This window comes from Nocardioides litoris (assembly GCF_006346315.1).
In the GTDB taxonomy this organism is placed as follows: Bacteria; Actinomycetota; Actinomycetes; order Propionibacteriales; family Nocardioidaceae; genus Nocardioides; species Nocardioides litoris.
In genome coordinates this window covers 425,024-446,227 of sequence record NZ_VDMR01000002.1, presented here as the reverse complement: position 1 = coordinate 446,227, position 21,204 = coordinate 425,024, and the positions used below count along the sequence as shown (strand labels likewise).

25 protein-coding genes are annotated in these 21,204 nt (G+C 75.0%); 10 read left to right on the top strand and 15 right to left on the bottom strand.

Annotated elements, in window-relative coordinates:
- Window positions 1-57: 57 nt before the first annotated feature.
- Window positions 58-450, bottom strand: coding sequence for a DUF4446 family protein (locus tag FJQ57_RS10240; RefSeq protein WP_139979840.1), 393 nt, complete (start codon window positions 448-450; stop codon window positions 58-60).
- 74 nt (window positions 451-524) lie between these two features.
- Between FJQ57_RS10240 and FJQ57_RS10235 the strand changes: the two genes are divergently transcribed.
- Entirely contained in the window at window positions 525-1,121 is a 597-nt protein-coding gene (locus FJQ57_RS10235; RefSeq protein ID WP_139979838.1) for a TMEM165/GDT1 family protein, read from the top strand.
- Between the two features lie 51 nt (window positions 1,122-1,172).
- Entirely contained in the window at window positions 1,173-2,384 is a 1,212-nt protein-coding gene (locus FJQ57_RS10230; RefSeq protein WP_139979836.1) for an arginine deiminase, read from the top strand.
- A 15-nt stretch (window positions 2,385-2,399) separates the two neighbouring features.
- Here FJQ57_RS10230 and FJQ57_RS10225 read toward each other — a convergent pair whose 3' ends face one another.
- Window positions 2,400-2,888, bottom strand: coding sequence for a sigma factor-like helix-turn-helix DNA-binding protein (locus FJQ57_RS10225; RefSeq protein ID WP_139979834.1), 489 nt, complete (start codon window positions 2,886-2,888; stop codon window positions 2,400-2,402).
- 369 nt (window positions 2,889-3,257) lie between these two features.
- Here FJQ57_RS10225 and FJQ57_RS10220 point away from each other — a divergent pair, with 369 nt between their 5' ends.
- The gene (locus tag FJQ57_RS10220; protein ID WP_139979832.1) at window positions 3,258-3,626 is read left to right on the top strand and encodes a Crp/Fnr family transcriptional regulator; all 369 of its coding nucleotides are present in this window, start codon (window positions 3,258-3,260) and stop codon (window positions 3,624-3,626) included.
- 212 nt (window positions 3,627-3,838) lie between these two features.
- Window positions 3,839-4,672: an adenylate/guanylate cyclase domain-containing protein gene (locus tag FJQ57_RS10215; RefSeq protein ID WP_246081731.1), complete on the top strand. Its 834-nt coding sequence runs from the start codon at window positions 3,839-3,841 to the stop codon at window positions 4,670-4,672.
- A gap of 206 nt (window positions 4,673-4,878) precedes the next feature.
- On the opposite strand, the gene FJQ57_RS10210 is transcribed toward FJQ57_RS10215, so the two are convergent.
- The 4 genes from FJQ57_RS10210 to FJQ57_RS10195 all read right to left on the bottom strand — a co-directional run bounded on the left by FJQ57_RS10210 (window position 4,879) and on the right by FJQ57_RS10195 (window position 7,522).
- Complete coding sequence (locus tag FJQ57_RS10210) at window positions 4,879-5,808, bottom strand: DUF5926 family protein (RefSeq protein ID WP_139979828.1); 930 nt, start codon at window positions 5,806-5,808, stop codon at window positions 4,879-4,881.
- A 9-nt stretch (window positions 5,809-5,817) separates the two neighbouring features.
- On the bottom strand, window positions 5,818-6,597 hold the full coding sequence (locus tag FJQ57_RS10205) for a glycerophosphodiester phosphodiesterase family protein (protein WP_139979826.1): 780 nt from the start codon (window positions 6,595-6,597) through the stop codon (window positions 5,818-5,820).
- Between the two features lie 88 nt (window positions 6,598-6,685).
- Window positions 6,686-7,183: an FxLYD domain-containing protein gene (locus FJQ57_RS10200; RefSeq protein WP_139979824.1), complete on the bottom strand. Its 498-nt coding sequence runs from the start codon at window positions 7,181-7,183 to the stop codon at window positions 6,686-6,688.
- A gap of 108 nt (window positions 7,184-7,291) precedes the next feature.
- Window positions 7,292-7,522: a hypothetical protein gene (locus FJQ57_RS10195; RefSeq protein ID WP_139979822.1), complete on the bottom strand. Its 231-nt coding sequence runs from the start codon at window positions 7,520-7,522 to the stop codon at window positions 7,292-7,294.
- 83 nt (window positions 7,523-7,605) lie between these two features.
- On the opposite strand from FJQ57_RS10195, the gene FJQ57_RS10190 reads away from it, so the two are divergent.
- A complete protein-coding gene (locus FJQ57_RS10190; RefSeq protein WP_139979820.1) occupies window positions 7,606-8,472 on the top strand; it encodes an Fpg/Nei family DNA glycosylase in 867 nt (288 codons plus the stop codon).
- Here the strand turns inward: FJQ57_RS10190 and FJQ57_RS10185 are convergent.
- From FJQ57_RS10185 to FJQ57_RS10175, 3 genes are read right to left on the bottom strand one after another with little or no spacing between them, the layout of a single operon-like run.
- On the bottom strand, window positions 8,465-8,863 hold the full coding sequence (locus tag FJQ57_RS10185) for an arsenate reductase ArsC (RefSeq protein WP_139979818.1): 399 nt from the start codon (window positions 8,861-8,863) through the stop codon (window positions 8,465-8,467). The two genes, FJQ57_RS10190 and FJQ57_RS10185, sit on opposite strands and share 8 nt — an antisense overlap.
- Window positions 8,860-9,984, bottom strand: a complete 1,125-nt coding sequence (arsB, locus tag FJQ57_RS10180) for an ACR3 family arsenite efflux transporter (RefSeq protein WP_139979816.1) — start codon at window positions 9,982-9,984, stop codon at window positions 8,860-8,862. The genes FJQ57_RS10185 and arsB overlap by 4 nt, the downstream gene beginning before the upstream one ends.
- Complete coding sequence (locus FJQ57_RS10175; protein ID WP_342775381.1) at window positions 9,981-10,391, bottom strand: metalloregulator ArsR/SmtB family transcription factor; 411 nt, start codon at window positions 10,389-10,391, stop codon at window positions 9,981-9,983. Before FJQ57_RS10175 ends, arsB begins: the two co-directional genes overlap by 4 nt.
- Window positions 10,392-10,456: 65 nt before the next feature.
- Here FJQ57_RS10175 and FJQ57_RS10170 point away from each other — a divergent pair, with 65 nt between their 5' ends.
- Together FJQ57_RS10170 and FJQ57_RS10165 are read left to right on the top strand one after the other, a co-directional pair.
- On the top strand, window positions 10,457-10,924 hold the full coding sequence (locus FJQ57_RS10170; protein ID WP_139979814.1) for a hypothetical protein: 468 nt from the start codon (window positions 10,457-10,459) through the stop codon (window positions 10,922-10,924).
- 91 nt (window positions 10,925-11,015) lie between these two features.
- Window positions 11,016-11,663: a DUF305 domain-containing protein gene (locus tag FJQ57_RS10165; RefSeq protein ID WP_139979812.1), complete on the top strand. Its 648-nt coding sequence runs from the start codon at window positions 11,016-11,018 to the stop codon at window positions 11,661-11,663.
- A 7-nt stretch (window positions 11,664-11,670) separates the two neighbouring features.
- Here the strand turns inward: FJQ57_RS10165 and FJQ57_RS10160 are convergent, their stop codons facing one another.
- Entirely contained in the window at window positions 11,671-13,161 is a 1,491-nt protein-coding gene (locus FJQ57_RS10160) for a SulP family inorganic anion transporter (RefSeq protein WP_246081730.1), read from the bottom strand.
- A 166-nt stretch (window positions 13,162-13,327) separates the two neighbouring features.
- On the opposite strand from FJQ57_RS10160, the gene FJQ57_RS10155 reads away from it, so the two are divergent.
- Together FJQ57_RS10155 and FJQ57_RS10150 are read left to right on the top strand one after the other, a co-directional pair.
- Window positions 13,328-13,711 (top strand): MerR family transcriptional regulator, encoded by a 384-nt coding sequence (locus FJQ57_RS10155; protein ID WP_211348845.1) that lies wholly within the window; start codon window positions 13,328-13,330, stop codon window positions 13,709-13,711.
- Window positions 13,712-13,740: 29 nt separating this feature from the next.
- Complete coding sequence (locus tag FJQ57_RS10150) at window positions 13,741-14,076, top strand: rhodanese-like domain-containing protein (protein WP_246081729.1); 336 nt, start codon at window positions 13,741-13,743, stop codon at window positions 14,074-14,076.
- A 29-nt stretch (window positions 14,077-14,105) separates the two neighbouring features.
- Here FJQ57_RS10150 and aat read toward each other — a convergent pair whose 3' ends face one another.
- A complete protein-coding gene (gene aat / locus FJQ57_RS10145; RefSeq protein ID WP_139979811.1) occupies window positions 14,106-14,819 on the bottom strand; it encodes a leucyl/phenylalanyl-tRNA--protein transferase in 714 nt (237 codons plus the stop codon).
- A 53-nt stretch (window positions 14,820-14,872) separates the two neighbouring features.
- On the opposite strand from aat, the gene FJQ57_RS10140 reads away from it, so the two are divergent.
- Complete coding sequence (locus FJQ57_RS10140; RefSeq protein WP_139979809.1) at window positions 14,873-15,565, top strand: EcsC family protein; 693 nt, start codon at window positions 14,873-14,875, stop codon at window positions 15,563-15,565.
- On the opposite strand, the gene FJQ57_RS10135 is transcribed toward FJQ57_RS10140, so the two are convergent.
- The 4 genes from FJQ57_RS10135 to FJQ57_RS10120 are packed head-to-tail and all read right to left on the bottom strand — an operon-like array spanning window position 15,526 to window position 21,195.
- Window positions 15,526-16,743, bottom strand: a complete 1,218-nt coding sequence (locus tag FJQ57_RS10135; protein ID WP_139979807.1) for a hypothetical protein — start codon at window positions 16,741-16,743, stop codon at window positions 15,526-15,528. The genes FJQ57_RS10140 and FJQ57_RS10135 overlap by 40 nt on opposite strands.
- Window positions 16,740-17,891 (bottom strand): hypothetical protein, encoded by a 1,152-nt coding sequence (locus tag FJQ57_RS10130; RefSeq protein WP_139979805.1) that lies wholly within the window; start codon window positions 17,889-17,891, stop codon window positions 16,740-16,742. The genes FJQ57_RS10135 and FJQ57_RS10130 overlap by 4 nt, the downstream gene beginning before the upstream one ends.
- Entirely contained in the window at window positions 17,888-18,988 is a 1,101-nt protein-coding gene (locus FJQ57_RS10125; protein ID WP_139979803.1) for a hypothetical protein, read from the bottom strand. Before FJQ57_RS10125 ends, FJQ57_RS10130 begins: the two co-directional genes overlap by 4 nt.
- Before the next feature lie 38 nt (window positions 18,989-19,026).
- Complete coding sequence (locus FJQ57_RS10120; RefSeq protein WP_246081728.1) at window positions 19,027-21,195, bottom strand: acyl-CoA dehydrogenase family protein; 2,169 nt, start codon at window positions 21,193-21,195, stop codon at window positions 19,027-19,029.
- Between the last annotated feature and the right edge of the window lie 9 nt (window positions 21,196-21,204).

The window sequence follows — 21,204 nt, the reverse complement described above, 5'->3', positions numbered from 1 at the left end:
TATGGAGCCGACCGGGGACAGTGCCCCCGCCCCTTCCGGGTGGGGGTCGGCCGGGCGTCAGGGCTTGGCGCGGCCCACGGCCTCGGTCTCCTCCGGGGAGAGCTGCTGGTCGCTGGTCCAGGCGGCGACGTTCTTGGCGTAGGTGCGGGCCTCGCTGCGCCCGTGGATCGAGCTGAGGACGACCCCGTCCCCGCGGTCGTCGAGCAGGGCCAGGCTCCACGACAGCTGCCCGCCCGAGTCGCCGAACGCGTCGTACCGGACGACCGCGACGTGCCGCAGGCCGTCGCCCGCCTCGGCCCGCAGCGCCGCCACCTCGCGCCGGAGCCCCAGCAGGTCCGACGGCAGGTCGGACCCGTCGCTGCGCCGCTGGGTGCGGCGCACGGCGACCGCGGCCGCGCCCAGGGACGCGAGCGCGACCAGCAGGGCGACGACGGCCAAGACGGTGGGCATGGGGGAACGCTAGGCGGGTACGCGGCCGGACCCGCGGGGACGCGCCGGACGGACCGGGTGGACCATGGACCCTCGTGGACCTGACCGCCCTCGTGCTCACCTTCGGCGCGATCTTCGTCGTCGAGCTGCCGGACAAGACGTTCCTGGCGACGCTCGTGCTCGCCACCCGCTACCGCCCGGTGCTGGTGTGGATCGGCGTCGGGCTCGCCTTCACGGTGCAGACCGGCATCGCGGTCGCGCTCGGCCACGCCGCGTCGCTGCTGCCGACCGAGGTGGTCCGGGGCGCGGCCATCGTGATGTTCGTGCTGGGCGCGGTCATCCTGGTCCGCGAGGGCCGCTCCCACCAGGCGGCCCAGGACGAGGACGAGGAGGTGCAGGACAGGTCCCCCGGCGCGACCGGGTGGCGTGCGGTGCTGGCGTCGTTCCTGGTGCTCTTCGCCGCCGAGTGGGGCGACCTGTCGCAGCTGCTGACCCTCTCGCTGGTCGCCCGCTACGAGGCGCCGCTCGCGGTGTTCATCGGCGCCCTGGGCGCGCTGCTGACGGTGAGCGCGCTGGCCGTCGTCGTGGGTCGGAGCCTGCTGCGCTTCGTGCCCGTGCACGTCCTGCACTACGTCGGGGCCGGCGTCTGCGCCGTGCTCGCGGTGCTGACCGCGGTCGAGCTGGCCCGCTGACCGACGCCGCGAGAATTGTCTGACAATCCTCGCGGCCCTAGGCTCGCGGGCATGGTGCACGGAGCGGACAGCGAGGTCGGACGACTGCGGACGGTGATGTTGCACCGCCCCGGGCCGGAGCTCAGCCGGCTGACCCCCCGCAACAACGACCGGCTGCTCTTCGACGGCATCCCGTGGGTCGCCCGGGCGCAGGAGGAGCACGACGCCTTCGCGCAGGCCCTGCGCGACCGCGACGTCGAGGTCCTCTACCTGACCGAGCTGCTCACCGAGACCCTCGCCGACGACGAGGCGCGCGCCGCGGCGGTCGAGACCGTGCTCGGCGGCCTCGAGCTGGGCGACACCATGCGCCACCACCTGCGCGGGTTCCTCGGCGAGGCGGCACCGGCCGACCTGACGACGTACCTCACCGCGGGCATCCGCAACGACGAGGTGCGCGGCGGCTTCGGGCTGGTGACCTCGTTGCTGGCCGGCGACGCGTTCCTCGTCGACCCGCTGCCCAACCTGCTCTTCACCCGCGACTCCTCGGTGTGGGTGCGCGACCGCGTGGCCATCACCAGCCTGGCCATGCCGGCCCGCAAGCGGGAGACCGAGCTGACCGAGCTCATCTACACCCGGCACCCGCGCTTCGCCGGCACCCCGCGCATCCACGGCTCGCACTACGAGCACGTCGAGGGCGGCGACGTGCTGCTCCTCGGGCCCGGCGTCGTCGCGGTCGGCGTGGGCGAGCGGACGACCCCGGCGGGCGCGGAGCGGCTGGCCCGCCAGGTCTTCGACGACGGCCTGGCCCACACCGTGCTGGCCGTGCCCATCGCCCAGGAGCGGGCGACCATGCACCTCGACACCATCTGCACGATGGTCGACGTCGACCTCATGGTCGTCTACGAGAACGTCGCCGACTCCCTCGTCGCCCACACCGTCACCGCGGCCGGGCAGGACGACTCCGGCTCGCTGCTGCTCGACGTGTCGGGCCCGCGCCCGTTCCTCGAGGCGGCCGCCGACGCGATGGGCCTGGAGAAGGTGCACCGCATCGCCACCGGCCTCGACCCGGTCGAGGCCGAGCGCGAGCAGTGGGACGACGGCAACAACACCCTCGCCCTCGGGCCGCGCATCGCGGTCGCCTACGAGCGCAACGACGGCACCAACGCCCGCCTCGAGGACGCCGGCATCGAGGTCGTCCGGATCGCCGGCTCCGAGCTCGGCTCCGGCCGCGGTGGCCCCCGCTGCATGAGCTGCCCGGTCGAGCGCGACCCCCTGCCGGCCTGAGGGCGCCCGGCCGGCTCAGCCCTCCGGCACCCGCTCGCAGCGCTCGGCGACCACGTCGCACCGTGCCAGGACCGGGTCGTCGGGGCTGAGGTCGGCCCACCCGAGCACCAAGACCTCGGTGTCGGACTCCCAGCCGTGGACCGACCGCTCGTACAGCGGCGCGGGCAGCGCCACGTCGGCCTCGCCGCCGCCGGTGGGCCACGGGCAGCACGTCGCGGTCGCCGGCGCTGTGCGTGTAGCGCGTGCTGTCGGGCGACCAGCGACGGTCCAGGAAGGTGCCGGCGTCGAGACGTCCTCGGCGATCTCGGCCTCGCTGTGGTCACCGAGGTAGCGCAGCACCACCACGGCCCGCTGCCGGGGTGGCAGCTCGCGCACCAGCGGCCACAGGGTCAGGCCGAGGTCGGGGTCGCCGGCGGCACCGGCCCGCTCCGGCGCCGCCTCCACCAGCTGCTCCCGGGTGAACCGGGCCGGGCGCCGGCCCGAGACGAACGCGTTGACCAGCACCCGGTGGGCGTAGGCCTCGACGGACCGCGCCCGCCGGGCCCCGCCGCCAGCCGACGTACAGCTTGACGAGGGTGACCTGCACGAGGTTCCTCCGCGTCGTGGCGGGTGCCGGTCAGCAGGTACGCCGTCCGGTACAGCGCGCCCGAGCGCGCCCGGACGAACTCCTCGTAGGTCGCCGGGGGCTCAGCCACGGGCGCCTCCTGCAGTGTGCTCACACCCCGACGACGCCGCGACCGGGCGAGGTGGTCCAGTCGAGGTCACAGCGGGTTCCCTGGACACCCGGACCGCGGCTCCGCGAGGATCGTCCCGCTCCCTCCCGCTGCCTGCGCAGCACCACCGGCCCGTCGACGGCCACGAAAGGCTGACCCCATGGCGACGTTCTACGACTCCTTCTCCCCGCGCGAGGTCGCGCAGATCAGCGCGCACGGGCGCCGGGTCAGGCTGCCGGAGGGCTGGTCGCCGATCTGGGAGGACACCCCGGCCGACAAGGCCTACATCATCCTCGAGGGCACCGTCTCGGTCCGCCGCGACGGCAAGGAGATCGCCCAGCTCGGCTCGGGCGACATCGTCGGCGAGGCCGCCATCGTCGGCCACACGCTGCGCACCGCGTCGGTGGTCGCGCTGACGCCGCTGGTCGCCATCCACTTCACCGACTCCGACATCAACGAGCTGATCAAGGACATGCCGTCCTTCAAGGAGAAGCTGACCGCGGTCGTCGAGTCCCGGGTCAAGGGCTGACCCTGGCCGAGGACACGCCCGCCGACCCGCCGCGGCCCGAGGCGCCCGACCAGGACCGGCTCGACCGGCTGGACCGGCTGGACGCCTACCTGCTCGGCGGGCCCCCCGCACTGACCCGTCAGCAGGTCGCCGAGCGCGCCGGCGTACCGCCGGAGGAGGCTGCCCGGCTGTGGTCGCTGCTCGGCTTCGCACAGGTCGAGGACGACGAGGTCGTGTTCACCGACGCCGACGTCGAGGCGCTGCGGGGCGCCCGCGAGCTGGAGGACCTCGGCATCCTCTCCCCCGAGCGCCAGGCCGCCCTGGTGCGCACCTGGGGCCGCAGCTTCGCCCGGCTCGCCGACTGGCAGTCCAGCCTGCTGGCCACGGTGGCCGTCGAGAGCGGCGCCGACCCCGACGAGACCGTCGCCGCGCTGGCCGCCGAGGTGGTGCCGCGCGTCGAGGCCCTGCAGTCCTACGTCTGGCGCCGCCACCTGGTCAGCGCCGGCGGACGCCGCCTGGCCTCCGCCGACCCCGGCCGCCCGTCGGCGCCGCTGAGCGTGGTGTTCGTCGACATCGTCGGCTACACCTCCCGCAGCCGCACCCTCGGCGAGGACGAGCTGGTCTCGTGGCTGGAGGGCTTCGAGGACACCACGACCGCGCTCGTCGTCGAGCGCGGCGGCCGGATCATCAAGAACATCGGCGACGAGGTGCTCTTCGTCGCCGACGACCCCCGCGCGGCCGTCGACGTCGCCCTCGAGCTGTGCCGCCGCGGGGCGTCGGAGGACGACGACTTCCCCGAGGTGCGGGCCGGCGTCGCCCACGGCGAGACCGTGCGACGCCTCGGCGACGTGTACGGCGAGACCGTCAACATCGCCGCCCGCCTCACCTCCGTCGCCCGCGCCGGCTCCGTGCTCGTCGACCGCGGCGCCTACGAGGCCCTGACCGGCCGCGACGGCGACGGCGAGCACGAGGACGACGACGCGGCCGAGCTGACCTTCCGCCGGCTGCGCCGCGTGTCGGTCAAGGGCTACTCGCGGCTCGCTGCCTGGGCGGTCCGGCAGCGCTGACCAGGGAGAATCTCCGGTTAACCGGAGAATCTCCCACTCCTGGTGGGGAACTACCGCCCAGGAGTGGGAGTTCCGTGCCAGGAGTGTGCGGCACCGGCAGATTCTCCGCTTGACCGGAGAATCTCCCACTCCTGGCGGGGAACTACCGCCCACGGGCAGGAGCCCCGGGGCCCGACGGCCACCCGCGACCGGGTTGCCGCACGCCGTCAGCGGATGGTGACCTGGCGGGTGGCGAGGCCCTGGCGGGCCGAGCGCTGCTCGGGGGTGAGGTCGGAGGTGTCGGCGAGGGCCTCGTCGAGCTTGGCCTTGAACGCGGCCGCGGGGTCGTCGAGCACGTCGCCGCCGGTGCCGAGGGGCAGGTCCCAGACGGGGGCGAGCAGGCCGTGGGCGCGGAACATGCCGACGAACCGCGCGTCGGGCACGATCACGTCGTCGCCGGTGACGTGCAGCCGGGCGAGCGCGGTGAGCAGCTGGTCCTCGGGCTCGGGCATCACCCAGCGCAGGTGCTCCTTGGTGCCGACGTCGGTCCAGTACGCCGCCTCGACCGAGGTCAGGCGGGTCGTGGGCGTGTGGGCCTCGTTGGCGCGGGCGAGGGCGTCGGCCATCATCTCGCTGTCGGCCAGCCAGTAGTCGAAGCCGTCGTGGACGGTGACGTCGAGGGTCTCGTCGAGCACGAGGTCCTGCAGGCGCGGGCCGGGGCCGGGCGGGTCGGTGAGGCCGACGACGTCGGGCTCCTCGAGGGCCAGGGCGCGGGTGAGCGCCTCGGCCAGGTCACGGGACGGGTCGCCGAAGTGGTGCTGCACCTGCAGGCCGAGCCAGACCTGGCCGCTCTCGCGCGACATCGCGGGCACGGCGCCGGGCAGCAGGGTGCACAGCTGCACGGTGCGGTCCTCGGAGCCCTTGATCCGCAGCGGCGCGGTCGCGGCCGGCACGAGCTCGCGCATCGCCACGACGTCGCACTCGCCGGGCAGGCCCTCGAACGGCCGCGCGACGTATACGTCACCGCCGCCGGGGGCGCCGTGGCAGGCCTTGTAGCGCTTGCCGGACCCGCACGGGCAGGGCTGCCGGGGGCCGACCTCGCCGGGCGCCGGGGTGGTGGCCTGCTCGCGGGACCGCTGCCGGGACTTCTTCGCCATGGGGCGAACCTATCGACCGAGCGTCTCCAGCAGGTACGCCGGCCGGTCGGTGATGACCGCCTTGACGCCCGCGTCGAGGCACAGCTGCAGGTCGCGCTCGGTGTTGACGGTCCACACGTGGATGTCGTGGCCGCCGGCCGTGATGCGGCGGGCCATCTTCTTGTGCTCGCGCAGCAGCTCGATGCCGGGGCCCACGATCCAGTCGGGGCCGATGACGCGGCGCAGCATCTTCCAGTACTGGTAGCGGTCGACCAGCTGCACCAGCTGGATGCCGGGCGCGATCCGCTCGACGCGCTGCAGGGCGGTGAAGGAGAAGCTCATGACCCGCACGGGCGCGCCGGGCTGGTCCCAGCCGAAGTCGGTGAGCATCTCGACGAGCCGGCGCTCCACCAGCCCGCCGTACCGGGTGGGGTGCTTGGTCTCGATGGCCACCTCGACGCGGCGGTCGTAGTCGGCGACGGTCTCGAGGAGGCGGCGCAGCGTCAGCACGCCGTCGAGCGACTCGTCGCGCTCGGGCGCCTCGTCGTCGAGGTCGGCCCACGGGTTCTTCCAGGAGGCGAAGTCGAGCTCGTTGAGCTGGGCCAGCTCCATCGTGGAGACCAGGCCGCGCCGCTGCGCCGTACGACGCAGGTCGCGGTCGTGCACGCAGACCAGGTGCCCGTCGGCGGTGAGCCGGACGTCGCACTCGAGGCCGTCGGCTCCGGCCTCGAGGGCCGCGACGTAGGCGCCCAGGGTGTGCTCGGCGTTGTCGTGACTGGCCCCCCGGTGGGCCACGACCTGTGGGGTCACGAGGCCCAGTGTGCCGCAGCGGCCTCGATCCACGTGGATCGAGGCCGCTGCGCTGGGGTCAGGTCTCGGGGTCAGGACCGGGGGCGGGTCAGGGGCGGGGCAGGCTGCCGCGCTGGGCGAAGATCGTGCACTGCGTGACGCCCTCGGGCACGTCGGCCTGGACCTCCCAGTCCTCCGCCTCGCCGGGCTGCGCGCCTCGGACGGTGGCGAAGTTGGAGGCGAGGACGTCGGAGGTGGCGTTGGTCCAGTTGATCTGGATGACGTAGCCGGTGGGGTCGTCGGTGGAGTTGGTGACCGTGCCCGCGACCGTCTGCTCGCCCGGCGTGGTGCCGCACTCGGACTGGTCCCACTCGACGTCGGCCACGGCGCCCTGCGCCTGGCCGATCTTGGGCAGCTGGGGCAGGTTCTTCGGCGAGATCGTGCCGGTGGTCGGCGCCTCGCTCGGCGTGCTGGACTCCGACGCGGTCTCGGACTGGCCGCCGGCCTCGCCGTCGCCGTCGTCGCCGCTGCACCCCGCGACCGCGAGCAGCAGGGTCGGCACCACCACGATCGGCGCCCAGCGCCCCATGCGGTTCATCGTCCTCATGGCGCACATCGTGCCCGAGGGCCCCGGTCGCGATGCGGACCCACCCCGAACCTTCACGTGCTTCTCAGACGCCTCACAGGTCACGGGTCGGCCGGACCGGCGGGACGGTCAGGCCGTGCGGTCGGCGAACCGGACGTCGAGGCCCTCGCGCAGCAGCGCGATCAGGTCGGCGACCTCGTCGACCCCGAGCCGGAACGTCGCGGTGCACACGTTGTCGCGCCACAGCGAGAGCACGACCAGCTCGTCCTCGGCGTGCCAGGAGACCCGCAGCGCCCGGTCGGACCCGCGGGGGTCGAGGAAGATCGCCCCCGGCGTGGTGAGCGTGCGTGGCGCGGCCATCGGCCTATCATGCTCCGCCGCTGCAGGCCTGTCACCGGTTCGAGGGGGTCGAGGTGGGGGTGGTCGTCGCTACGCTCGTCGGCATGCCCGAGCTGCCCGAGGTGGAAGCGCTGGCGCTCGACCTGCGAGGTCGGCTCGCCGGACGCGCGATCGAGGTCGTCCACGTGGCGGCGTTCAGCGCCCTGAAGACCTTCGACCCACCGGTCACCGCGCTGCACGGCACGCTGGTCGACGGCGTCACCCGGCACGGCAAGTACCTCGACGTCGAGGCCTCCGGCCTGCACGTCGTCCTCCACCTGGCCCGGGCCGGGTGGGTGCGGTGGCGCGGGGAGGTGCCGGCCCTCCCGCCCCGGCCCGGCGGCAAGTCGGGCCTGGCCGTGCGCATCGTGCTCGACGACGGCAGCGGCCTCGACGTCACCGAGGCCGGCACCAAGAAGGGCCTGGCGATGTACGTCGTCCACGACCCCCAGGACGTCCCGGGCCTCGCCACGCTCGGTCCCGACCCGCTCACCGACGACTTCACCCCGGCGGTCCTGAGCGAGATCCTCGACCGCGAGGGCCGCAAGCAGGTCAAGGGCGTGCTGCGCCACCAGGGCACCATCGCCGGCATCGGCAACGCCTACTCCGACGAGATCCTGCACGCCGCTCGGATGTCGCCCTACAAGCCGGCCAGCAGCCTCGACGAGGACGACCGGGTGGTGCTCTTCCGGGCCATCCGCGAGACGCTCGGGGCCGCCGTCGACCGCTCGCGCGGCCTGGCCGCCAGCCAGCTCAAGGGCGAGAAGAAGAGCAACCTCGCCGTCCACGGTCGCACCGGCCAGGCCTGCCCGGTGTGCGGCGACACCGTGCGCGAGGTGTCCTTCGCCGACTCCAGCCTGCAGTACTGCCCCATCTGCCAGACCGGCGGCAAGCCGCTCGCCGACCGGCGGATGTCCAAGCTGCTCAAGTGAGCTCGGCCAGCAGCGTCCGCACCCGTCGGTCGATCTCGTCGCGGATCTCCCGCACGGCGTCGGGGCCCCGGCCCGAGGGGTCGGGCAGCGCCCAGTCCTCGTAGCGCTTGCCGGGGAAGATCGGGCAGGCGTCGCCGCAGCCCATCGTGACGACGACGTCGGAGGCGGCGACGTCCTCGGTCAGCAGCTTCCGCGGTAGCTCTCGGGAGATGTCGATGCCGAGCTCGGCCATGACCGCGACGACGGCGGGGTTGACGCTGTCGGCGGGCGCGGAGCCGGCGGAGCGGACGCGGACGCGACCCCGGGCGTGGTGGTGGAGGAGGCCGGCGGCCATCTGGGAGCGGCCCTGGTTGTGGACGCAGACGAAGAGCACCTCGGGGACGGTGGTCATGCGGAGGTCCTCCAGCTCGGGACGGTCGTCGGGCCGGTCGGCCCGTCGGTGGGCCCGTGTGTGGCGGGGAAGCGGCGCCGCGCCCAGAGGGCGACGTACACGAGGCCGACGAGGACGGGCACCTCGATGAGCGGCCCGACGACGCCGGCCAGGGCCTGGCCGGAGGTGACGCCGAAGACGCCGATGGCGACCGCGATGGCGAGCTCGAAGTTGTTGCCGGCCGCGGTGAACGCGAGCGTCGTGGTGCGCTCGTAGGTCAGGCCGAGGGCCGCGCCGAGGGCGAACGACCCGGACCACATGAGGCCGAAGTAGGCGAGCAGCGGGAGCGCGATGCGGGCGACGTCGAGGGGGCGGTCGGTGATCGTGTCGCCCTGGAGGGCGAAGAGGACGACGATGGTGAACAGCAGCCCGTAGAGGGCCGTGGGGCCGATCCGGGGCAGGAACCGGGTCTCGTACCAGTCGCGGCCCCGGGCCCGCTCGCCGAGGGTGCGGGTGAGGAACCCGGCCAGCAGCGGGACGCCGAGGAAGACCAGGACGGAGGCGGCGACCTGCCACACCGAGACGTCGAGGCCGCCGCCCGCGCCACCGGCGTCGGTGAGGCCCAGCCAGCCGGGCAGCAGCTCGAGGTAGAACCAGCCCAGCCCGGCGAAGGCGACGACCTGGAAGACGGAGTTGACGGCGACGAGGACGGCGGCGGCCTCCCGGTCGCCGCAGGCGAGGTCGTTCCAGACCAGCACCATGGCGATGCAGCGGGCGAGGCCCACGATGATGAGTCCGGTGCGGTACTCCGGCAGGTCGGGCAGCATCAGCCAGGCCAGGACGAACATGAGCGCCGGGCCGAGGACCCAGTTGAGGACGATCGACGCGCCGAGGAGGCGCCGGTCGGCGGTGACGTGCCCGAGCTCGTCGTAGCGGACCTTGGCCAGCACCGGGTACATCATCACCAGCAGGCCGACGGCGATCGGCAGGGACACCGACCCGACCTCGACCGCGGCCAGCGCGTCGTCCAGGCCGGGGACCAGCCGGCCGAGCAGCAGCCCGGCGGCCATCGCGGCGACGATCCAGACCGGGAGCAAGCGGTCGAGGGTGGAGAGCCGGGCCGCCACGGCGTCCGTGCTCATGCGCCCGCCCCGGCCGCGGTGGGGGCGGCGGGGGTGACGGGGGTGGCAGGGGTGGCGGACGGCGCTGCTGCGAAGAGCTGGGTCATCGCCTCCAGGGCCTCGGGGCGCGCGCGGTAGTAGACCCAGACCCCACGCTTCTCCCGGTGCAGCAGCCCGGCCTCGTGCAGCACCTTGAGGTGGTGGCTGATGGTCGGCTGGGTCAGGTCGAACGACGGCTGCAGGTCGCACACGCACGCCTCGCCACCCTCGTGGGAGAGCACCAGCGAGAGCAGGCGGATCCGCACCGGGTCGGCCAGGGCCTTGAGCAGCGGGACGACCTGCGCGGCCTGCTCGGCCGTCATCGGCTGGCGGGCCAAGGGCGTGCAACAGGCCAGATCGTCGTCGGCCGGGCCGCAGGACATCGACATGCGTCGATAGTGACAGGCGTCGATGTGTTGGGGTAGCCCGCCCCCGGTTCCGTATCCTGCAGACCGTGCGACCGCCCGCCCCGACGACCGCCGCGCGCCCGCGGGCCGCGCGGCTCGTGCTCGCGGCCGCCGTCGCGCTGGTCGCCCTGGGCGTCCTCGGCATGCACGCGCTCGGCCTCGACGCCGCGCACGCCGCCGCCCACCACCCCGGCCCGCACCACGCTGCCACCCACGCCGCCACCCACCACGGCGCCACCGACCACGGTCCCGTCCACCACGTCGGTGTCGCGATGCCCGACGGGGCCGCGGGCGACGAGCAGCAGGACGGCCACCACGGAGGCATGGCCATGCTCTGCGCCGCGATGCTCGCCGCCGCGTCGGCGTTCGTCCTGGCGCTGCGCCGCCTGCGCGCGGGCCTGCCCGCCGGGATGACGCCGCCGCGGTCGCCGGCCGGGCGTGCCGACCCGCCCGCCGTCGTACGACGGAGCACGGGTCCTCCGGCCGTGTGGCGCTTCTCCGTCGTCCGGTGCTGAGGGACTGACGGCCCGGGGCACGGCCGCGCCCAGGCGCGCCGTGGCCCCCGGGCACGCGCACCCACCCCAGCCCCACCGACAGGAGAAACCCATGAGCACCCACCCGTACCGCCGCGCCCTGGCCGCCCTGGCCGCCGGCGCCGTCCTCGCCCTCGGCACCACCGCCTGCGGCGACGACCCCGGACCCCAGGACCGCACGGTCGAGGTGTCCGACACCGAGCACGGCGTCGCCGACGTCGCCTTCGCGACCGACATGGTCCAGCACCACGCCCAGGCCCTCTCGATGGTCGACCTGACCGTCGGGCGCGACCTCGACCCCGAGGTCGAGCAGCTGGCCGAGGCGATCCGGGCCGCCCAGGGCCCCGAGATCGAGCAGATGGCCGACTGGCTGACCGAGTGGGGCGAGGACGTGCCCGAGACGATGCGCGACCACGTCAACGCCGGTCACGACCACGGCGGTGTCTCGGCCGGCGAGGCCCTGGCCGAGTCGATGGAGGGCATGGACACCGACATGCCCGGGATGATGTCGGCCGACGACATGGCCGCCCTGGCCGACGCCCCCGACGAGGAGTTCCGGACGAGGTGGCTGGAGATGATGGTCGAGCACCACGAGGGCGCGGTCGAGATGGCCCGCACCGAGCAGGCCGAGGGCCGCTACCGGCCGGCCGTCGAGCTCGCCGTGACCATCGAGCGGACCCAGCAGACCGAGATCGAGACCATGCGCGGCCTCCTGGGCTGACCGGGGGTCAGTGCCCGCCGAGCCGCCCGGTCAACCGGGCGTGCCGCTCGGCGCTCGGCCCGGCCAGGCCGACGACCTCGACGGTCGCCCCGCGCCGCGCGTACTTCGTCTCGATGGCGTCGAGCGTGGCGACCGTCGAGGCGTCCCACACGTCGGCCTCGCTCAGGTCGAGCACCACCCGGGCCGGGTCGTCGGCGTACCGCAGCTGCGAGACGAGGTCCTGGGAGGAGGCGAAGAACAGCGCCCCGGTGACCCGGTAGACGGCGGTCGGCCCGTGCTCGGGGTCGTCGACCTCGCTGCGTCGTACGGCGGTGACGTGGGCGACCCGGCGGGCGAACAGCGCGGTGGCGACGAGGACGCCCGCGACCACGCCGAGGGCCAGGTTGTGGGTGGCGACCGTGACCGCGACGGTCGTGAGCATGACCGCGGTCTCCGAGCGCGGCATGCGGCGCAGCGTGGCCGGTCGCATCGAGTGCCAGTCGAAGGTGCCGACCGAGACCATCACCATCACCGCGACCAGCGCGGCCATCGGGATCAGCGCGACGACGTCGCCGAGGCCGACCACGAGCACGAGCAGGAACGCCCCGGCCAGGAAGGTCGAGATCCGGGTGCGGGCACCCGAGACCTTCACGTTGATCATCGTCTGCCCGATCATCGCGCAGCCGCCCATGCCGCCGAAGAAGCCGGTGACCACGTTGGCCGCGCCCTGGCCCCAGGACTCGCGCGTCTTGTCCGACGGGGTGTCGGTGATGTCGTCGACGAGGGTCGCGGTCAGCAGCGACTCCAGGAGGCCGACCAGCGCCACGGCCAGGGCGTACGGCGCGATGATCCGCAGCGTCTCCCAGGTCAGCGGCACGTCGGGGAGCAGCAGCGACGGCAGGCTGTCGGGCAGCTCCCCCTGGTCGCCGACGTCGGGGACCGCCACCGCGCCCACCACCGTGAACGCCGTCAGGCCGACGATCGCGACCAGCGGTGACGGCACGACCCGGGTCACCCGCGGCAGCAGCACGATGGCGGCGATGCCGACGGCGGTCATCGGGTAGACCGGCCACGGGACGTCGACGAGGTAGGGCAGCTGGGCGACGAAGATGAGGATGGCCAGGGCGTTGACGAACCCGACCATCACCGACCGCGGCACGAAGCGCATCAGCCGGGCGAACCCCCCGAGCCCGAGCGCGACCTGGAGCAGGCCGCCGAGGATGACGGTGGCCACCAGGTAGTCGTAGCCGTGGTCGCGCACGACGGGCGCCACGACGAGGGCGACGGCGCCGGTCGCGGCCGAGATCATCGCCGGTCGGCCGCCGAGGAAGGCGATCGAGACGGCCATCGTGAATGACGCGAACAGCCCGACCCGCGGGTCGACGCCCGCGATGATCGAGAACGAGATGGCCTCGGGGATGAGCGCCAGCGCGACGACGAGGCCGGCCAGGACCTCGGTGCGCAGCAGCGCGGGGCTGCGCAGGGCGGCGCGCACGGTCGGCGCGGACGGGGTGGGCACGGCAGGACTCCAGGACGGGGCGCGGGACGAGCGGGGAGGGGCGCGACCGGTGACCGGACGCACGGGTTGCGCCACCATGGGGGACGGCGGCACGAGGTCGGCCGCCGTGGACGACGTCAACCCTACCGCCGCGTGAGGGTTGGTCCCGCATCGAGAGGAGCCGCCCGTGGGTGCCCACGACACCGCTGCCGTGCACATCGGCGAGGTCGCGGCCCGCACCGAGCTCTCGCTGCGCAGCCTGCGGCACTGGGAGGAGGTCGGGCTGATCACGCCCTCGGCGCGCACCGAGGGCGGGTTCCGGCTCTACACCGAGGACGACGTCCAGAAGATCCTCTTCGTGCGGCGGATGAAGCCGCTCGGGTTCAGCCTGGAGGAGATGAAGGCGGTGCTCGCCGACGTGGAGGCGCTGGCCGCGGGCGGGGACCGGGGCGCCACTAACCGGCTGCAGGCCGTGCTCGCCGAGACCCGGGAGCGGCGGGCCCGGCTGGCGCGCGACGTGGCCTGGGCCGACGAGTTCCTCGGCCTGCTCGGCGACCGCCTGGCCGACTGAGCCCGGCCCCGCCGCCGTACGCTGGGGACGTGCCTGCCGTGCCCACCGTGTCGATGTCCGGGGTCCCCGACCCGCTGCCCGAGGGCCTGCACGTCCTCGACGTGCGCGAGCAGGTGGAGTGGGACGCCGGGCACATCGAGGGCGCGCAGCACGTGCCGCTCGGCGAGCTGACGCAGCGCCTCGACGAGCTCCCCGAGGGCCAGGTCCTGGTGGTCTGCAAGGTCGGCGGCCGGTCGGGGCAGGCGGTGGCCTGGCTGCACCAGCAGGGCCACGACGTGGTCAACCTCGACGGCGGCATGCTCGAGTGGGAGGCCGCGGGCCGACCGATGGTGAGCGAGACGGGCCAGCCGCCCGCGGTGGTCTGACCTCGTCCGACCTGCCCCGTCCGGCCCGACTACCGCCAGGGCTCCGGCAGCGGGACGTCGAGCAGGCCGGGCAGCCGGTCGAGGTAGGCGTCGCGGTCGAGCTCGACGGCGCCCAGCGACGCCAGGTGCGGGGTCACCCACTGCACGTCGACCAGGCGGTCGGCCGCGTGCTCGTCGCGCAGCACGTCGAGCAGCCCGACGAGTGCGACCTTGGAGGCGTCGCGCGCCCGGTGGAACATCGACTCCCCGGCGAACAGGCCCCCGATGGCGAGGCCGTAGAGCCCGCCCTCGAGCCGGCCGTCGCGCCAGGTCTCCACCGAGTGCGCCCAGCCCAGCTCGTGCAGCCGGCAGTACGCCGCCCGGATGCGCCGGTCGATCCAGCCGTGCGGCCGGTCGGGGTCGGCACAGGCGTCGATCACCTCCTCGAAGGCGGTGTCGACCCGCACCTCGAAGTCGCGGCAGGCCCGCCGCAGCGACCGGGAGACCTTCAGGCCGTCGAGCTCGATGACGCCGCGCTCGACCGGTGACCACCAGCCGACGGGGTCACGACCGAGCCGGGAGGCCAGCGCACCCGGCTCGCCCAGCGGCATCGGGAACAGCCCGGAGCGGTAGGCCGCGAGCACGGTGCCCGGCTCCAGGTCGGCCCCGACCCCGACGAGGTCGTCGGCCTCGTCGTCGTCGGCCGCGACCAGCGACTCCCGACCGGGCAGGACCCAGCGGGAGGGCGGGGGCTCGACGGGCATGGGGCGAGCGTAGGCCCCGGGGCGCCCGCCCGTGGTCCACCTACGATCGGGGCATGGGTGTCTCCCGGACCATCGGCAAGCAGCTCGGCGCCGCGCTGGCGCCACGGGTCACCGACGTCGCGCCCGGGCTGACCACCTCCTTCGTCCGCGAGGCGCTGCAGCGGGCGCTCGACGGCGCCGGTCCGCTGCCGCCGGCCCGCACCACGGCCGAGCGCTACCGCGACGACCGCGACGGTGACGTGGGCGCGGCGGCTCGAGCCCTGGTCGACCAGCACACCCGGTACGCCGGCGGGTCGGGCTTCCTGACCAACCTGGGCGGCCTGGTGACGATGCCGGTCGCGGTGCCGGCCAACCTGGCCGGTCTCGCGCTCATCCAGTGCCGGATGGTGGCGGGCGTGGCCCACCTGCGGGGCTACGACCTCACCGACCCGCGCACCCACAACGCCGTGCTGACGACGCTCCTCGGCGAGGAGCAGGTGACCCGGCTGGTCGCGTCCCGGACGCTGCCGGCGCCGCCGATGGCCCTGGCCACCGCGCCCGTGCACGACGCCACCATCGACGCGACCGTCTCCACCGCGGTGGCCCGCCACCTCATCAGCCGGCTCACCGGTCGCCGCCTCGCGGCCAGCGTCGGCCGGCGGGTGCCGGGGCTCGGTGGCGTCGTCGGCGGCGGCGCCGACGGGTGGGCGACCTTCCAGGTGGGCCGCTACGCCGAGCGGGAGCTCCTGCCGCGCAAGGCGCGGTAGCCCGCCATCACCTTGCGGCCGCCCTCGCTGGTCTCGAGGCGGCGCACGACCTTCTCGCGGGCCTTGTACGTCGGGCGGAGGTAGGCGCGCTCGAGGGCCGCGCGGGCCTCGTCGAGCTCGGCGCGCAGCCGCTCCTCCTCGCCCATCAGCCGGGCGTTGTCGAGCAGCAGCACCCGGATGGCGTCGAGGCCGGCCCACGCCACGGCCTTCTCGGCCGGCTTGTCGGGGTCGGCCCAGCGCTGCGTCGTGGTGCCGACGAGCTCCTCGACGTCGCCGACGACGTCGTACCCGCGGCGCGAGACCTCCGCGACCCAGCTCCGCTCGAGCTCCTCGACCCACGGCCGCAGGTCGGGGGGCAGGCTCAGCCGGGGCGAGTCGCGCCGCTGGGAGAGGGTCTGGTGGGCCAGCATCTCGCGCACGAGCGGTCGGTAGTGCGCGGGTGCGAGCTCCTTGTTGGTCATCCGGTTGATGCGGCGCACCAGCGCGATCTCCGGGACGCCCAGCGAGGGGTTGGACCGGTCGGTCTGGAGGTCGAGGTCGATGCCGTCGAGCCCCAGGGCCCGGCTGAACCGCTTCCACAGCAGGTCGGGGGCGCCGCCCGGCGGCGGCACGGTCACGAGGTGGACCCGCTCGGGCGGGAGGTCGCCCGCCCAGCGGTCGAGGATGTCGGGGATCTCCTGCACGCCCCAGAACCAGGTGGCGATGCGGCTCTCCCGCTCGGGGTCGCGGATCAGCTCGAGGAACCGCTCGTAGGTGAACGTCCGGCGGTGCTTGACGTTCTCCTGCCACTCCGCGGGGATCTGGCGCACCAGGTCGCGCACCGAGAGCACCACGTGGATCTCGGGCTCGTCGGCCCGACCGAGGCCGAGGGAGTCGAGGGCGCGGCCGACCTGCGAGCGGGAGGCGGTGGCCAGGATCTCGTGGCTGATGATCGCGGTGCCGGGATGGGCGCGCACGGTGGCGGCGAGCCGGTCCCAGGCGCCGATGGCCTCGCTCTGCAGCCCGCCCCACGGCAGCCGCATCAGGTCGAGCGCGGCCAGGAAGTGCGCGTCGAACCGCTCCGCGGGGTAGAGGATGCCGTGCTCGAGCAGGGTCGGCCGGTTCTTGAACAACACGTCCTGGACGTACGACGTGCCGGTCTTCGGCGTGCCGACGTGGAGGACCACCTTGCGTGTCACCTGCGTGCCACCGCCGCTCCTGTCGTCCGCTCGCCGCGCTCCAGCAGCAGCCGGACCGCGAGCTCGAGCACCCGGTCGTCGTCGGGGCCGGCCGAGCCCTGGGTGCGCGCCGCGGGCGCCGGCACCAGCAGGTCGGTGCTGCCGAGCACAGCGTACTCAGCGTCGCGGAGGGTGCGCGCCATGCGCCCGGCCAGGTCGGCGGCCCAGGCCCGCTGCTCGACGTCGAGGCGCACGGGCGGCCCGGGGTGGCGCAGCAGCCAGGGCAGCAGGGTGCGGCGGAGGAGCTCGGCCTGCTCCTGGGGCAGCACGAGCAGCCCGAGCGGGGCGGTCACCCAGCGGGCCAGCTCGGCCGCGTCGGCCGACGGCACCGGGGCGGGCGCGAGGGCCCGGCGGGTGCCCAGGGCGTAGGGCAGCCGGTCGTGGTCGAGCACGACCTGCACCCGGTGGGCGCCGAGGCCACCGGCCCAGGTGGCGGCCATGTCGGGCAGGTCGGCGCGCGGCGGCGGCGTCGGCCGCCGGGTGGCGCCGCCGATCCACGACGACCAGTCGGGGCCACCCTCGTCGAAGCAGCGCGAGACCCAGGCCAGCTCGACCATCGTCGCGACGTCGGCCCCGACGATGGTCGCGACGAACCCGCGGCCACCGGGCCGCCGTCCGCGCCGGACCATCTGGTCGCGCACGGGCCCGGCCAGCCAGCGCACGCCGGCGACCTCGTAGGGCCGCCACGGCCGGTTGAGCCGCGGCACCTGGACCTCCGGCAGCCCGGCCGCGACGACGTCCTCGGCGATCAGGTTGGTGGCGACGCGGAGCAGCTCGGTGGCGGGCAGGTCGCCGGGATCGACCGGACGCGGGCCGTACGACGTCGGCCGGCTCGCCCCGGCCAGCAGCAGGTCGGGGCGGCCGCGGCCGGGGGCACTGGCGGCCAGCACCCGCTCGACCAGCGCGGGACCCGGTCGCCCGAGCAGGTTGACCCGGCGCAGGAGCTCGAGCTGCTGGGCGCCGGGCAGGAAGCGGCTGCCGCGCTCGGCCTCGTCGCGCCAGTCGGCCCACGGGGTCGTGCCGCCCGCGCGCAGGGAGGCCACCCAGCCCCAGGCGCGGCGCTCCCCCGCCCCGTCGGGCCCGTCGGGCCGGTCGGTCGGGTCGCTCATCGGCGCAGCCGGTCGTGGAGGCGGTCGGTCACGCGCTCGCGCAGCCGCACCCGCAGCCGGGCGTCGGGGTCGTCGCGGCGGGCCGCCTCGCCGGTCATCACCGCGAGGGCGTCGAGCGCGGCGCCGAGCTGGGCCTTGGGCGAGACCCGCTCGGGGTCGACGTACGACGCGGCGTCGGTGGGCCGGGGCAGGAGGTCGTCGAGGTCGCCGACGACGTGGACGCCCGACTCGCGCAGCCAGGCGGTCCAGCGCTCGGCCTCGGCGACGGCCCACGGGTGCATGTCGGGCGGCAGCTGGACGCGGGTGCCGCGCCGGTTGGCCAGCATCCCCTGGACGAGGGTCTCGCGGACGACGCGGTCGTAGGAGGCGTCCTTGCGCGAGGCGTCCTCGAGGCGGCGGTTGAGGCGGCGGAGCACCGTGGTCTCGGCGACGCCCATCGACCGGTTGACGGCCTCGCTGTCGCGCGGCGCCCAGGCGGGGTCGATGCCGAGCGCGGCGCACGAGCGCAGCCACAGCTCGTCGCCCCGCGCCTGCGGCACGGTGACGACGTGGACGCGGTCGCGCGGCAGCCCGCTGCCCCACGTCTCGAGCACCCGGGGCAGGTCGAAGGCGCGGGCGAAGAAGATGTTGCCGCGGGTCATCAGCCGCGTGTAGCGGCGGTAGGTCGACAGGCCGCCCTGCTTGATCGCCTCCTGCCACGCGGCCGGCACCTGGCGGGCGGGGTCGCGCACGGAGTAGACGACGTGGACCTCGGTGCCGCCGAGTGCGGTCAGGTCGGCCATCGCGCGCTGCACGTGCTCGGCGGCGGCCGGGGCGAGCACCTCGTGGCTGACCACGACGGTGCCCTCGAGGCGGCCGATGCGGCGCACGAGCGCGGGCCAGGCGCCCTTGGCGTGGCCCGGCGGACCACCCCAGTCCTGGCCCATCAGGTCGATCGCGGCGCGGAACTGGCTCAGCGCCGGGTCGGCCAGGGCGTGCCGGCTCGGGAAGTGCACGCCGTGGTCGGCGAGGGTGGCCGCGTTGAGTGCCAGGCGGTCCTGCAGGTAGGTGGTGCCGGTCTTGGGTGCCCCCACGTGGAGGTAGACCTTCCGGCTCACGCGGTCAGGCTACCGGCGGGTCAGGTGGGTCAGGCGGGTCAGGTCAGCAGCGGGTCGCGGGGCAGGCCGAGGATGCGCTCGCCGATCTGGTTGCGCTTGATCTCCGAGGTGCCGCCGGCGATCGAGATCGCGCGGTGCATCAGCACGAGCATGCTCGACATCGCGCCGCCGTCCTCGGTGAGCAGCACCTCCTCACCGGCCAGCTCGGCCATGATCGCCGCGGCGTCGTGGCCGAGCTCGGAGAGCGCGAGCTTGGTGATCGCGCCCTCCGGGCCGGGCTCGCCGCCCTCGACCGAGCGCTGGGCGCTGCGCAGGTCGAGCAGCGAGACGGCCTGCAGCCCGGCGACGTAGGCGCCCACGCGGGCGCTGCCGCCGACGAGGCGGTCGGGGTGGTCGTCGTGTGCCGCGAGGAGGAGGTCGGCGGGGAAGGACAGGCTGGTGGCGCTGCCGCCGATGCTGACGCTCTCGTTGCCGAGCGTGGCCCGGGCGACGGTCCAGCCCCGGTCGACCTCGCCGACGACCTGGTCGTCGGGCACGTGGACGCCGGTGAGGAAGACCTCGTTGAAGTCGGACGCGCCGTTGGCCTGCACGATGGGGCGCACCTCGACGCCGTCGGCGTGCATGTCGACGACCATCGTGGTGATGCCGCGGTGCTTGGGCGCGTCGGGGTCGGTGCGCACGGTGGCGAAGCCCCAGGCCGAGCGGTGGGCGCCGGAGGTCCACACCTTCTGGCCGTCGAGCACCCAGCCGCCGTCGGTGCGGACGGCCCTGGTGGTCACGCCGGCCGCGTCGGAGCCCGCGGCGGGCTCGCTGAAGAGCTGGCACCACTGCTCCTCCTGGCGCAGCGCGGGGCCGACCCACCGCTCGGCCTGCTCGGGGGTGCCGTGCTGGAGGACGGTGAGGACGTTCCAGGACGTGATGCCGTACGAGGGCCGCCTGACCCCCGCGTCGGCGAGCTCCTGCTCGATGACGAGCTGCTCGACCGCCCCGGCGGCGCGGCCCCAGGGCCGGGGCCAGTGCGGGACGGCGTACCCGGTCTCGAGGAGGCGGTCGCGCTGCTGCGCCTCGTCGAGGTCGGCGAGGCCGGCGACGACCTCGCGCACCTCCGCGCGCACCTGCGCGGCCTCGGGCGGCAGCTCGACGCCGCGGGCCCGGACGGTGCCGGCCCGCACGGTGGAGCACAGGTCGTCGGTGGCCGTGGGGGCGTCGAGGAGGTGGGCGATCGTGGTGGCGCGGCGCTGGACGAGGTGGGCGTCGTGCTCCCAGGTGATGGCGATGCCGCCGTGGACCTGGGTGCCGAGGTTGGCGCACCGGTCGACCGCGGGGGCGGCCACGGTGGCGGCCACCGCGGCGGCGTAGGCGAGCTGGTCGCCGCCGGACGCCGCGGCGCGGGCGGCGTCCCAGGCGGCCGCGGTGGTCAGCTCGGTGGCGGCGGCCATGTCGGCGCAGTGGTGCTTGACGGCCTGGAACATCGCGATGGGGCGGCCGAACTGCTGGCGCTCCCGGGCGTACGCCGCCGCCTCCTCGGTCGCGGTGCGGGCCAGGCCGGCCGCCTCGGCGGCCAGCAGCGTGCGCCGCAGGTCGCGGGCGGTGGCCGCGGCCCCCGGCACGACCTCGACGGTCGCGCCGTCGAGCGTGACGCGGGCAGACCGGCGGCCGCGGTCGAGGCACTGCGGCCGGGTGATGGTGACGCCCTCGGCGGTGGCCTCGACGACGACGAGGTCGTCACCGGCCCGCAGCACGAGCAGGTCGGCGAGGCCGCCGCCGAGCACGAGGCCCGCGTCGCCGCTGGCGGTGGACCCGTCGAGGCGGAGGTCGCCGGCCAGGGCCAGGGCCCCGACCGTCGTGCCGGCGGCGAGGCCGGGCAGCCACCGCCCCTGCTGCTCGGCGGTCGCGGTGGCCGCCAGCGCCGCGCTCGCGGCCACGGTGGGGACGAAAGGGCCGGGCGCGATGGTGCGGCCGTGCTGCTCCACCACCACGGCCAGGTCGAGCAGGGAGAACCCGGACCCGCCGTGCTCCTCCGGCAGGTGCAGCCCGGTCCAGCCGAGCTCGCACGTCTCGGCCCACCAGGGCGGGAGGCTCTCCTCCTCCGCGTCGAGCAGGGCCCGGCCCGCGGCGCGGGCGCCGCGGCGCTCGAGCAGGTCGGCCGCCACCTGGGCGAGCTCGCGCTGGTCCTCGGCGATGGCGATGGGTGAGAGCAGCGTCACGTCCCCCAC